The sequence below is a fragment of the Syntrophotalea sp. genome, from assembly GCF_050253115.1.
Taxonomy (GTDB): Bacteria; Desulfobacterota; Desulfuromonadia; order Desulfuromonadales; family Syntrophotaleaceae; genus Syntrophotalea; species Syntrophotalea acetylenica.
Genome location: NZ_JBFWJQ010000072.1, coordinates 1 through 12907, shown reverse-complemented (window position 1 = coordinate 12907; position 12907 = coordinate 1). Strand labels below are relative to the sequence as shown.

The window sequence follows — 12907 nt, the reverse complement described above, 5'->3', positions numbered from 1 at the left end:
TTGGTAACAGCCTGGAAGAATACGGGGAAATGGCCCGGCGCCTGTCGGACTTGCCCGAAGTCGCCGCGGCGGAACTCAACATCTCCTGCCCCAATGTCAAAAAAGGCGGTATCGTGTTCGGTACCGATCCGCTGGCTGCCGCGGAGGTCGTGTCGCTGGTCCGCCGCCATATGGACAAGCCCCTGATCGTCAAGTTGACGCCGAATGTCACCGATATCACGATCATGGCGCGGGCGGTCGAAGAGGCCGGTGCGGATGCCATCTGCTGCATCAATACCCTGACCGGCATGGCGGTCGATGTCCGCCGTCGATCACCGCGGCTGGCCAACCTGACCGGTGGGCTGTCCGGGCCGGCCATTCGTCCGGTGGCGGTGCGCATGGTTTATCAGGTGGTACAGTCGGTGAAGGTGCCGGTCATTGGCGTCGGCGGCATCACCTGCGCCGAGGATGCGCTCGAGTTCCTGATTGTCGGAGCTCGCGCCGTTCAGGTAGGGACAGCCAATTTTGTCGATCCCCGGGCAATGCCCGGAATTGTCGCGGGACTGGAGGACTATTGCCGCACCCAGGGGGTGGACGATATCAACGAGGTTATCGGTTCTCTGCGCGTATCCTGACAATGGCGCGCACAGGTGCCGGTTGTTTGCGGTTGTCCAAAGGGCCCGCGGGTCTGTCCCGATCGTTTTTTCATAGCAACCGGTGATCCTGTATGGACGTCATAACCACGCATATCAACGCTGATTTCGATTGCCTGGGCGGCATGATTGCCGCCCGGCGCCTCTATCCCGATGCTGCGATGGTGTTCGCCGGAGCGCAGGAGCGCGGTCTGCGCGAGTTTTTCATGCAGAGCGCCTTTTATGCCTACGAGTTCAAGCGCATCCGGGATATCGATCTGGATGCCATCACGCGGCTGATTCTGGTCGATGTCTGTCAGGCCGAGCGCATCGGGCCTTTTGGCGAAGTGGCCACCCGTCCAGGTGTCGAAGTTCATATTTACGATCATCATCCCAACAAACCTCACGCCCTGCATGGCAGTGTCGAAGTGATTCGTCCGGTCGGTTCGACGGTGACGGTTCTGACCCATCTGTTCATGGAGCGCGGCATCCATCCCACCCCCGATGAAGCCACCATGATGCTGCTCGGCCTGTACGAGGATACCAGCAAGCTGCTTTCTCACGCCACCTCCGCCGCCGATTACCAGGCCGCCGCCTATCTGGTCGAACACGGCGGCAACCTCAACACGGTGTCCGATTTTCTGGTTCAGGAGTTGACGTCGGACCAGGTGTCCCTGCTGCACGAATTGCTGCAATCTCTGACCGCCATCAACGTCAACAGTGTGGATATCCATATCGCCCACGCTTCCATCGATAATTTTGTCGGCGACCTGGCGATACTGGCGCACAAAATCAAGGATATGAAGACCCTGGATGCGCTGTTCGTGGCGGTGCGCATGGGGGACCGCATCTTCATGGTTGGCCGTTCGCGTATTCCCGAAGTGCCGGCCGGGGATATTCTCGAGGAGTTTGGCGGCGGCGGACACGGATTTGCCGCTTCGGCCACGGTCCGGGACATGACGCTGGTGCAGGTCCTGGAAAAACTGCCGGCCGTGCTGAGGCGCCATGTCAATCCGCACTGGGAAGCGCGTCATATCATGTTTTCGCCGGTGAAAACCGTGCAGGTCGCGGATACCATCGCCCAGGTGCGGGAGATTCTGACCCGCTACAACATCAATGCCCTGCCGGTTCTCGACGGAGAACGGGTTGTCGGCATCATTACCCGACAGGTCGCCGAAAAGGCTGCGCACCACCTGCTGGAGAGTGTGCCGGTCGCCGAGTACATGAACAGCGATTTTGCTTCGGTCAGGCCGGAAACCTCTCTGCGGGAGCTGCAGGACCTGATCGTCGGGCGGCATCAGCGTTTTGTGCCGGTGGTGGAAAACGGCCAGCTGATCGGCGCCCTGACGCGTACCGACCTGTTGCACCATATGGTTTCGGGAGCGGTGGCGCGCCGGCGCCAGGGGATCGGCGAGCCTGGCAACGGTCTGACGCTGAAAAGACGCGTGGTGGCGCATCTGCTGCGCAACCAATTGCGCGAACCGCTGCAGAAACTCCTGTTCCATATCGGCGAGGTTGGTGATTTTCTGGGACAAAACGTGTTCGTTGTCGGCGGCTTTGTGCGGGACCTTCTGCTGCGCCAGGAGAATTTCGATATCGATGTGGTCGTCGAAGGGGACGGCATCGGCTTTGCCGAAGAGTTTGGGCGACGGCATGGCTGCCGGGTGCGGGCACACCGGAAATTCGCCACCGCCGTGCTGGTTTTTCCCGACGGGTTCAAGATCGATGTCGCTTCGGCTCGCACCGAATACTACCTGGAGCCGGGCGCCTTGCCGACGGTGGAAACCGCCTCCATCAAACTCGACCTTTACCGGCGGGATTTTACCATCAATACCCTTGCCATCGCCATGAATCGCGCCCATTTCGGGGAACTTCTCGATTATTTCGGCGGTCAGAGCGATCTGCGGGAAAAAGCCATCCGGGTACTGCACAACCTCAGCTTTGTCGAAGATCCGACACGCATGTTCCGCGCCATCCGTTTCGAACAGCGGCTGGCGTTTCAGCTCGGCAGGCATACCGAGCATCTGCTCAAAAGTGCGGTGCGCATGGGATTCCTGGAAAAAGTCAGCGGCCCGCGGGTGTTCAATGAGATGCTGCTCATCCTTCGAGAGCCGGATCCTCTGCCGGCCATCGCCCGCCTTGACGAGTTGGGGCTGCTGGCCTATATCCATCCCCGCATGTCCTGCCGGTCGGAGATCAACAGGCTGCTGGCTGCCGCGAAACGGACCGTGGACTGGTATGAGCTGCTCTATACCGGTGAGGGTTGCCAGCGCTGGCAGGTTTTTTTCCTGTGCCTGTTTTCCGGGCTTGACGAGTCGGAAGTGAATCAGGTGCTGCGGCATCTCGGCATGCCGCCACGCTACGCGGAGTTTTTCGGTCCCGAACGGGAGACGGTGCACCGGATTGTGCATCAGCTTGAATGGCGCTGCTCCCAACGTCGGAACTTGTCCAATAGCGAAGTTTACCGGATGCTGCGGGAGCTTCCTATCGAAGCCCTGCTCTACGGCATGGCGCGGACCGAACATGAAGAAGCACGACGCCTGATGTCACACTTTGTCACCCATCTGCGCTCGGTGGTCAGCCTGATAGGGGGGCGGGATCTTCAATCCATGGGACTGAAGCCCGGTCCGCGCTACGGGGAGATTCTCAACAAGCTGGTTGCGGCCCGTCTGGATGGCCTGGTGTCCACGCGCGAGGACGAATTGCGGTTGGTGCGGAGGCTGCTTGCCGGCTAATTTGTTGACCCATCCCGGGCCTTTTGCTAAAAGACACCGAAGCGGGTTATTGTTCGGTGCGGAGAATTGATGGAGATAATTTTTCAGAAATTGTCAATCATACTGGTGCCTGGCCTGCTGGCTATTACGCTGCACGAGGTCGCCCATGGCTGGGTGGCCGACCGGTTGGGCGATCCGACCGCCCGCCTGCTTGGCCGGTTGACCCTCAATCCCTTCAAACATCTTGATCCTGTCGGCACCTTGCTGCTGTTTTTCATTGGCTTCGGATGGGCACGCCCGGTGCCGGTCAATCCGGGCAATCTGCCAAATCCTCGACGCAACATGCTTTGGGTTGCGCTAGGCGGTCCGACCGCCAATCTGGGGTTGGCCCTGTTTTCCGCACTGTTGCTCAGGGGGCTGGGACGCATGCCGACAAACGGGACCAGCATGTCGGCGCTGGCCATGCTGCTGGAGCCGCTCACCCTGATGGTGGCTTTCAGCGTGTATATCAATCTGGTGCTGATGATCATCAACCTCGTTCCGGTGCCACCGCTGGATGGCGGGCGCGTTCTGGCCGGGCTGTTGCCCGAACGGGCTGCCGCGGCCATGGCACGGCTCGAACCGTTCGGTTTTTTCGTGGTGATCATTCTGTTCTTTTTTTCACCTTTGGCGGAACGCGTGCTGTGGCCGTCGGTCGGTTTTCTGACGGCGCTGCTGACCGGGCCTCAACTGGTGCTGGTGCAGAAGGTTTTTGCCATTTTGTTCAGGTCCTAGCCTATGCCGTATGAAATCGAACTCGAGATGTTCAAGGGGCCGCTTGATCTTTTGCTGCATCTGATCAAGAAGCACGAAATGGATATTTACGATATCCCCATTGCCGAAATAACCTCCCAGTATCTGCAGGCGCTTGACGCCATGCGGGCTCTCAATCTTGATGTGGCGGGCGAGTTTCTGGTCATGGCGTCGACGCTGGTGCATATCAATTCCCGCATGTTGCTGCCTCTGGCGCCTGATCCGGAGCCCGACGAAGAGGACATCGATCCCCGTGCCGAACTTGTCAGCAGGCTTCTGGAATATCAGCGCTACAAGGATGCCGCTGCCGTTCTCGATGCCAGTCCGATGCTGGGCAGGGATGTGTTCGGCCGCGCCTGCGTCGTGCCGTCCGAACTGCAGGCCGGCGATGCGGAACTGCAACCCGTCGGCGTCTTTGAACTGGCGGAGGCTTTACAACGGCTGCTGCAGGATGTTTCGCCGGAACCGGTTCATCAAGTGGTGCGGGAACGATTGTCGGTCGCCGAGCGGGTTGCCATGGTGCTTGAGGCTTTAAAGGATTGTCAAAGTCTGGCGTTTGAAACCCTGTTGCCCGGTCCACTCACCCGGGAAGAACTGGTGGTAACCTTTCTGGCCGTGCTCGAATTGGTGAAACTGCGCCTGGTGCGCATTATGCAGAACTGCCGTTGCGGCGCCATCTGGCTGTTTCCCGGTGTGGTTGACGGTCAAAGGGAGTTGCCGTTGCAGGACGAATCCTTTGGATACTGCTGACCTCAGAGCTGTTCTGGAAGCCTTGCTTTTCACGGCGCCGGGCCCGGTTCGCATCGAGCAGCTCGCACTGGCTGCCGAGGTCGAGCCCCGCATGGTAGCCAAAGCGCTGGATGAACTGCGGGAAGAATACCGCCGCGCCCGAAGAGGGTTTGTGCTGGCGGAGCTGGCCGATGGGTATCAGCTGCGCAGCCGTCCCGAGCATGCCGAATATATCCGCCGCCTGCAGGTCAGCCGCCCGGCGCGTATTTCCCGCGCCGCGCTGGAGACGCTTGCCATCATTGCCTACCGGCAACCCGCGACCCGGGCCGATATCGAGTACCTGCGCGGTGTCGACTCCGGAGGCGTGATCAAGAGCCTGCTGGACAAACGCCTGGTACGAATCGCGGGCAAAAAGGATATGCCCGGGCGGCCCCTGCTGTATGGTACCAGCCGGGAATTTCTGGAGTTTTTCGGTTTGCGCTCGCTGGAGGATCTGCCCAGCCTGAAGGAGTTCACCGAGCTGACCGCTGAAAGCGAAACCCTGCTGCTCGACTTCGAGGCCGAGTCATCGGAACCCCAGACAGAACCGTGACGTAAAACGTCGGGTTGACGGAGAACGGATAAAAAACATTCATGATGAAACAGCGATTGCAAAAACTGATTGCCGTTGCCGGTCTGGCCTCGCGCCGCAAGGCCGAAGAATGGATTGCCGCGGGGCGCGTAACCGTCAACGGCACGGTTGCCAAAATCGGTGAGCAGGCCGATCCGGACAGGGACCGCATCCTGGTTGACGGGCGCCCGCTGCCACGGCCCGAGGCGCCGGTCTGCCTGTTGTTGTATAAGCCGATCGGGTACGTTACGAGCCGGCGTGATCCCAAGGGGCGCCCGGTGGTCACCGACCTGCTGGGAAAAATCAACGCTCGCCTGTACCCTGTAGGCCGCCTGGACCTCAATACCGAAGGTTTGTTGCTGCTGACCAATGACGGAGACCTGGCCTGGCGGCTCAGCCATCCGCGCCACGAGGTGGGTAAAACCTATCTGGTGCGAATGCAGGGGAGCCTGTCCGACGAATCGCGCCGAAAACTGGAGGCGGGGGTCTTGCTTGAAGATGGCCCGACCGCTCCCGCGCAGGTGTCGAATGTTCGCAAGGCGGGCAGTCACACCTGGCTGGAGTTGACGATTCACGAGGGGCGCAACCGTCAGGTCCGGCGCATGTGCGAGGCTGTCGGCTGCCCGGTGAGCCGGCTGAAGCGCATCCGCTATGCGTTTCTCGACCTTGGGACGTTGCGTCCCGGACAGTGCCGGCAATTGAGCCCTGCCGAGGTGGCGCGTCTGAAGGCCTTGTAAAAGGGCCCATGCCGCAACCGGTGCATGACCTCGACGCTTGTTTTGCCGGCCACTGTTTAATCTTGAAAAACAAGCATTTTTCCATAGTTTTCCGATTTCCTGTGGTGCTTGACAGGTCGGATGAAACTGGTTTAAATTGACCCTCTGTCAATTAACCTTCATACAACGGGTGGATGGCTTTGTCCAAAAAGGATAAGCTGCTTCAGGCAGCGCAAAAAAACATTCAAAAAGGGCAGTGGCTCAAGGCTGCCAGGGATTTCCAGAAGGTGTTGGAAACCGATCCCAAGGATGTCCGCACCCGCCAGCGGCTCGCTGAGTTGCTCGGTCGCGCAGGCTGCCGGGATGAATCCCTGGAGGCCTACGAAACCGTCGCCAAATCCTATGCGGATAATGGCTTTTATCTCAAGGCCATTGCCGTTTACAAGCAGATGCAGAAGATCGATCCCTCCCTGGCGAAGGTCTATCGTCGGCTTGGCGAGTTGAATGAAAAACAGGGCCTGATCGGAAATGCCCTGGGGGAGTATCGGCAGCTGGCCGAACTGTTCGAATCCTCCGACAAGGGCGAAGAGCTGATCGAAGTTCTGGAAAAGATGAAGGAGCTCGATCCGGAAAACAGTGCCTTGCGGTTGCGGATCTGTCAGGCTTGCTTCCAGTACGGTTCTCAGGACAAGGCCCGGGGCGAACTGCAGGAAGCACTGGCTTTGCTTGATAAGCTCGGGAATGCCGCGGCAGCTCTCCGGTTCAAGGATCTGGTGCAGTCCTGTCTGCCCGATGATATGCCGCTGGCCATCGAGATGGGTCAGGTGCTTCTGACCTGTGGCCAGCCGGAAGAAACGCTGGCGTTGCTGGACCGAAACACCGAGGGGCACCCGCAGCACAAAGTGGTATTGGCGTTGCGGGCCCGGGCTTATCGCGCGCTGGAGGATTATGCCGCTGAACGCCAGATTTACGAGGGGTTGCTGACAGAGGAGGAGGCGAATCTCGATTACCGCGAGGGATTTGTCAGGGCCTGTCTGGCCACAGGCGACGACCGTCAGGCTCTCGATCGACTGGAGGAGTGGAAAGCGGGGTTTCTTGAAGGGGAACGCCTGGCCACCCTGAAGGCGTTCTACGAGCAATTGCAGGGCACCTGCGGCGAAGACGACCGGGTGCGACAGACCCTGCACGATATCTATGAAAATACCGGAGAGGGGTCCAAGCTGTTCGATCTGCTTTCCGGTGATCAGCTTCAGTCCGAGCCGTCAGACGCTGACGGCGCTGAGTCGGATGCCCCTGGCGAGTGGTTTGGCAGCGATCTGCTCGATTCCGGGGAAAGCCACGATTTTTTGGCCGACGGGGCAGTCGTGCCGGAGTCGGCGCAGCAGAATTCTTCCACGGACCAGGCTCCCGGGCAGGACACCTGGCCCACCGGGGACATGACCTCGTTGCCGGCGGATGCCGATGATAGCCTCGATCTTGACCTTGACGGAATGGCCGACAATGTTTCCGGAGTGGCTTCGCCCGATGGGGAGGAGGAAACCGGGATCGAACTCGCATTTGATCTCGAACTTGAACTGGACCTGCCGGCGGATGACGCTTCCGAAGAGGATTTGCCGGAGGCCAGTCTGGTAGAGGAGCTGCTTCCGGCATCCGGGCAAGAGCAAGACCTCCAGGATGGCCCGGAGCGCGACGGTTCGGAGTTTGATGTGGTGGGGGCCGGGGATAGTGGCCCCATCGAAGCTGCTGATGCCGATGCCAACCTGTTTGATGACAGCCAGGTCGAAACAGCCTCTTCCGGCGATGACGGGGAACTGGCCGATTTTCAGCGCGAACTGGGTGCCGTATTTGAAATGGATTCCTTCGATCTGGAGGATGATGACGAGCCGGACCTGACCAGCGATCTGGAGGAGGCCGAGTTTTATCTGCAGCAGGATTTTCTGGAGGATGCCCGGCAAAAATGCCAGGCCTTGCTTGAAACGCACCCGCACTGCAAGGAAGCGGACGAAATGTTGCGGCAAGTCGAGCAGCGGTTGGCCGAAAAGCCGTCCATGCCCGTTGCTGGCTCCGGCAGCTCGCAGGCAGGCGGCACATCCTCGGCCTCGCGAACGGTTCAGGAAAACAGGGAACACAGCAGACTGCAAGGGAACATCTCTGCTTTCAGAAAAGGGATCGAGGATGCTGTGGCGCAGGACGATTGCGAAACCCATTTCGATCTTGGCATCGCTTACAAGGAAATGGGGCTGTTCGACGAGGCCATGGAAGAATTCAAAAAGGCCATGGGGCATCCGCGCCGTTTCATCGATGCGCTGACACTCACAGGGGTCTGTCTGATCAGCAAGGAAGAGTTCGAGGCGGCTGCCGAACTATTCAAACAAGGCTTGCACCAGGAAGGGCTTGCCGAAAGCGATCGATTAAATCTCTATTTTGAACTCGGACAGCTTTATCTTGCCTGGGGCCGTCCGCTGGATGCTCTGGACAGTTTCCAGCAAGTGGCCGACACCGATATATCTTATCGCGAAGTCGGGGACCACATCTGCAGGCTGCGTGATGAGCTTGGGCTGGATGATGGCGGCGGGGCTGGCGGAGCTTCCGGCGGGTCCGGCAGCAGCAGGGTTTCCTATTTGTAGTTGTTCTCCGGGTCCGGCCGCGTTTGCGGGTTGCTTGCATTTTTGCCGGCAGCCGGGTGTTTTTGTCCGGAAATCCGGATAAACAGTGTCGACAGGCGGGACGATTGAGGGTGGGTAGATGAGTTATCTTGAGCATTTCGGGCTGGATCGGGAACCTTTTTCCAACGCGCCGGATGCACGGTTTTACTACAACAGCGAGCAGCATCGTCAGGCGATGTTGCGCTTGATGCATGTTGTGGATTCAAACAAGGGCCTGGCGGTGGTTATCGGGGGTGTGGGTACGGGGAAAACGACCCTGGCGCGACGCATGCTCGATTTTCTTGATGAAGAAAACTACGTGGCGTCACTGCTGGTCATGGTACATTCCGGAGTGACTCCCGAATGGATTCTGACCCGCATCGCCTTGCAGTTGGGGGTTGACGCACCGGCCCCGGATCGCATGGCCCTGCTCAAACAGCTGTATGACCGACTTATTGAAATCGAGGCTTCCGGACGTAAGGCGGTAGTGCTGATCGACGAGGCACAAATGCTGCAGACACGGGAGCTTATGGAAGAATTTCGCGGCTTGCTCAATCTGGAGATTCCTGCAAAGAAACTGCTCAACATCCTGTTTTTCGGTCTTCCGGAGGTGGAGGACTGTCTGCGCCTGGATGAACCCCTTGCCCAGCGGGTTTCCGTCAAATACCGATTGCAGTCCTACACCCATGCCACCGCCGAGGCGTATATCAGCCATCGTCTGCAGGTTGCCGGAGCCATCGATGACATCATGGCACCCGAGACCATCCCTCTTATTCACAGCTATGCGGGGGGAGTGCCGCGGCTGATCAACACCATCTGTGACAATTGTCTGTTTGAGGCTTTTTTGCAGAAACACGACCGGGTTACGCTGCCGATCGTCGAAACCGTTGCCGGCGATCTCGGCTTGTCGCGGCAGAGGTCCGAATCCTTTTCGACCACCCTCCAGGCGGAACCTTCCGAGGATATCGACGACATCGGGGATATTGACGAGATGCTCGATTCCCTTGAACGGAAATTCTGAATCCTGCCTTTTTATCCGTTTCAATCCGGAGGCTGGCCCTCCGTGGAAGAATCGGTGATCCGTACTGCTTCCCGAAATAGCGAGGACAGGTGTCCCAGAAGGTTCACATACTGCCAGAATCCCTGTGCAACCAGATTGCCGCCGGAGAGGTCGTTGAAAGGCCGGCTTCGGTGGTCAAGGAATTGGTGGAAAATTCACTTGATGCCGGCGCCGACCGCATCCAGGTGGAAGTGGAAAATGGCGGGAAGCGTCTGATCCGGGTAACGGATAATGGCAGTGGCATGTCGCGCGAAGACGCTTTTTTGTGTCTGGAAAGACATGCGACCAGCAAGCTGCGCATGGAACAGGACCTGTTCCGCTTGACGACGCTCGGTTTCCGTGGCGAAGCGCTGCCTTCCATCGCGGCGGTATCAAGGCTGGTTCTGCGCACCCGGCTTGCCGAGGCCATGGAGGGCTGGGAGATTCTGGCAGAGGCCGGGATGATTAAACACTCGGCCGCCGCAGGCGGGGCTCCGGGAACCAGTATCGAGATTCGCAACCTGTTTTTCAATACGCCGGCACGGCGCAAATTTCTCCGACGCGATGAAACGGAACTGGGACACATCGGCGAAACACTGACCCGGTTGGCCCTTTCCTGCCCGGAGGTGTGTCTGCGTTTCGTGCATAACGGGCGCGTGCTTTGGGACGTCAATCGGCAGAAAACCCTTGTTGAAAGGGTCGCCGAACTACTGGGTAGAGAAGCTGTGCGCAGCATGATCCATATGGATCAACAGACTCCCGAAGGCCTGCGGTTACACGGGCTTATCTCGCAGCCCGGCCTGAACCGGGCGGGGCTCGGCGGCGTCTACACTTTCATCAACGGCCGATATATACGCGACCGGGTGGTTCAGCATGCCCTCGGTGACGCATACCGCAACCTGTTGCCCCGGGGCCGGCATCCGGTGGTCGTGCTGTTTTTTGATATCGAGCCATCGCAGGTTGATGTCAATGTGCATCCGACCAAGCATGAAGTCCGCTTTCGGGAACAGAGCGCGGTGCATGACTTTATCGTGCAGGCACTGCGAAGCCGTCTGCGCGGACCGGCGCCACCCGCAGCAGTGTTGCCTGTCGAGGGCGTCCTGTCCCGCGGGTCTGCTGGTCAAGGGGACGAGCCTCAGCCAGCCCCGGTTCTGACTGGGTTTGCCGATGCCAGCCGGCCTCCCGCACCCGTTGCGACAGGCAGGACCGCCGGGACAAACAGGGAGCGCGCGGACCTTCCCGCCCAGGACAAGCCCCGCGTGCAGGAGATCCCTCCCCGCTACACCGTGGCAGCAGAGCAACGTGTGTCTCCGGCAAAGGATCCTCCCCGTAACGCCGCCGGTTTGTTTGACGGGCCGGAAGGGCAGATGCGCGTAGATGGCCCTGGATCCGAAGGTTTTTTTTCCAGTCTCAGGATCCTCGGGCAGTACCACAACAGTTATCTGGTATGCCAGACCGGCATGGATCTGGTGCTTGTCGATCAGCATGCCGCCCATGAGCGCATCGGCTTCGAGCAACTGAAACAGCAGTACCTTTGCGGCAGGGTCGAACGGCAAATGCTGCTGTTTCCCAAGGTGCTCGAATTCGATTTTCGTCTCTCCCAGGCCGTCAAGGAGCATCAGGACACTTTTGCCCGTCTCGGTTTCTGTCTCGACCATTTCGGTGGCAACGCCTACGCGCTCAAGGAAATTCCGCAACTGTTGAGAGAGTCCGACATCGAGCAGCTGGTGCGCGATCTGGCCGAGGATCTGGCTGTTATGGGCCGAAGCCGGCTGGTGGAAATCGAAATGGAGACGGTTTTGATCAGAATGGCCTGTCACGGCATGGTCCGGGCGAATCAGAAACTGGCTCAGGAAGAAATGCGGGCATTGTTGGAACTTCTGGATCAAACCCCGTTCAACAGTCACTGTCCTCATGGCCGCCCAACCTGTATAAGCTGGTCCCTGAGTGATGTGGAGCGGCTTTTCAAGAGGGCCTGATGAAGACGGATACACAGGATACCCGTCCGCCGGTTGTCGTTGTGTGCGGACCGACGGCGGCGGGTAAAACGGCTCTGGGCGTGCGACTGGCCGATCATCTGCCGGTGGAAATCATATCCGCCGATTCGCGGCAGGTTTACCGCCGGATGGATGTTGGAACGGCCAAGCCATCCGCTGCCGAACGTTCCGCTGTTTGCCATCATCTGATAGATGTCGTGGATCCGGATGAGAGTTTTACCGCTGCCGATTTCGTTTGTCAGGGACGCCGGGCGCTGAACGATATTCTGCAAAGAGGCCGGCTGCCGTTGGTCGTTGGCGGCACCGGATTGTACATACAGGCTTTGCTGCACGGCCTGGTCGATGTCCCCGGCGGAAATTCCGCCCTGCGGGAGTCCTATCTGCAGTTGGAGGAGCAGGGTGGCAAGGGGACATTGCATGCGCGGCTGCAGAACATCGATCCGGTTCTGGCCCAGCGTCTCGACCCCCATGATCTGGTGCGCATTGTGCGGGGTCTGGAGGTTCACGCACTGTGCGGCCGCCGGCTTTCAGAGGTACAGGCCGAGCAGGACGGTCAGGTATCGCCATTTCGCGTGTTGACACTGGCCGTGACGCTGCCTCGCGAGGATCTGTACGCGCGCATCGACCAGCGGGTTATACAGATGCTGGATGCTGGCCTGGAACAGGAAGTCGCGCTGCTGCTCGCATCGGGGCTGCCGGAGGATTCCAGGGCCATGCAGACTATCGGGTATCGGGAAATGGTTCAGTATCTCAAAGGGGTTTTGCCTCTGGATGAAGCGCTTCGGCTTATGCAACGCGATACGCGACGATACGCCAAGCGCCAGCTGACGTGGTTTCGAAAGGTTAAATCGATAATTTGGCTTGATTCCTCTGCAGAGTTTGCTAAGGTATTAAAGTTAATTGACAGTTTTTTTTATGCTGCATAAAAGGAGTGGCTATGTCCAAGACGCCGTTTAACATTCAAGATCAGTATCTGAACCAGGCCCGCAAGGAGCGTGTGCGGGTAAACATTATCATGATGTCCGGTGACAAACTGGACGGCTTTATCAAGTCC

The 12907-nt window shown here is 58.9% G+C and carries 11 protein-coding genes; all 11 read left to right on the top strand.

Annotation, left to right across the window (positions count from 1 at the left end; all coding sequences use genetic code 11):
• A partial coding sequence (locus AB7E65_RS08645) for a dihydroorotate dehydrogenase (RefSeq protein ID WP_428745666.1) occupies positions 1-614 on the top strand: 614 nt, incomplete at its 5' end.
• A gap of 92 nt (positions 615-706) precedes the next feature.
• Positions 707-3346, top strand: a complete 2640-nt coding sequence (locus AB7E65_RS08640) for a CBS domain-containing protein (RefSeq protein ID WP_428745665.1) — start codon at positions 707-709, stop codon at positions 3344-3346.
• Between the two features lie 69 nt (positions 3347-3415).
• Positions 3416-4099: a site-2 protease family protein gene (locus AB7E65_RS08635; RefSeq protein ID WP_428745664.1), complete on the top strand. Its 684-nt coding sequence runs from the start codon at positions 3416-3418 to the stop codon at positions 4097-4099.
• A 3-nt stretch (positions 4100-4102) separates the two neighbouring features.
• Complete coding sequence (locus AB7E65_RS08630) at positions 4103-4867, top strand: segregation and condensation protein A (RefSeq protein ID WP_428745663.1); 765 nt, start codon at positions 4103-4105, stop codon at positions 4865-4867.
• Positions 4854-5438 (top strand): SMC-Scp complex subunit ScpB, encoded by a 585-nt coding sequence (scpB, locus tag AB7E65_RS08625; RefSeq protein WP_320360984.1) that lies wholly within the window; start codon positions 4854-4856, stop codon positions 5436-5438. The genes AB7E65_RS08630 and scpB overlap by 14 nt, the downstream gene beginning before the upstream one ends.
• Before the next feature lie 41 nt (positions 5439-5479).
• Entirely contained in the window at positions 5480-6193 is a 714-nt protein-coding gene (locus AB7E65_RS08620; RefSeq protein WP_320360985.1) for a pseudouridine synthase, read from the top strand.
• A gap of 179 nt (positions 6194-6372) precedes the next feature.
• Positions 6373-8799 (top strand): hypothetical protein, encoded by a 2427-nt coding sequence (locus tag AB7E65_RS08615; RefSeq protein WP_428745662.1) that lies wholly within the window; start codon positions 6373-6375, stop codon positions 8797-8799.
• A 118-nt stretch (positions 8800-8917) separates the two neighbouring features.
• Positions 8918-9838, top strand: coding sequence for an ExeA family protein (locus AB7E65_RS08610; RefSeq protein ID WP_072287369.1), 921 nt, complete (start codon positions 8918-8920; stop codon positions 9836-9838).
• Between the two features lie 89 nt (positions 9839-9927).
• Positions 9928-11835, top strand: coding sequence for a DNA mismatch repair endonuclease MutL (gene mutL, locus AB7E65_RS08605; protein ID WP_428745661.1), 1908 nt, complete (start codon positions 9928-9930; stop codon positions 11833-11835).
• Positions 11835-12779, top strand: coding sequence for a tRNA (adenosine(37)-N6)-dimethylallyltransferase MiaA (gene miaA, locus AB7E65_RS08600; RefSeq protein WP_428745660.1), 945 nt, complete (start codon positions 11835-11837; stop codon positions 12777-12779). The genes mutL and miaA overlap by 1 nt, the downstream gene beginning before the upstream one ends.
• A gap of 11 nt (positions 12780-12790) precedes the next feature.
• Positions 12791-12907: RNA chaperone Hfq (locus AB7E65_RS08595; RefSeq protein ID WP_428745667.1), on the top strand; the 117-nt coding region annotated here is incomplete at its 3' end.

What these genes read in the sequence shown, in the direction of transcription:
- AB7E65_RS08640 (WP_428745665.1), top strand. Translation starts at nt 707, where the DNA reads ATGGACGTCATAACCACGCATATCAACGCTGATTTCGATTGCCTGGGC.
- AB7E65_RS08635 (WP_428745664.1), top strand. Translation starts at nt 3,416, where the DNA reads ATGGAGATAATTTTTCAGAAATTGTCAATCATACTGGTGCCTGGCCTG.
- AB7E65_RS08630 (WP_428745663.1), top strand. Translation starts at nt 4,103, where the DNA reads ATGCCGTATGAAATCGAACTCGAGATGTTCAAGGGGCCGCTTGATCTT.
- AB7E65_RS08620 (WP_320360985.1), top strand. Translation starts at nt 5,480, where the DNA reads ATGATGAAACAGCGATTGCAAAAACTGATTGCCGTTGCCGGTCTGGCC.
- AB7E65_RS08610 (WP_072287369.1), top strand. Translation starts at nt 8,918, where the DNA reads ATGAGTTATCTTGAGCATTTCGGGCTGGATCGGGAACCTTTTTCCAAC.
- miaA (WP_428745660.1), top strand. Translation starts at nt 11,835, where the DNA reads ATGAAGACGGATACACAGGATACCCGTCCGCCGGTTGTCGTTGTGTGC.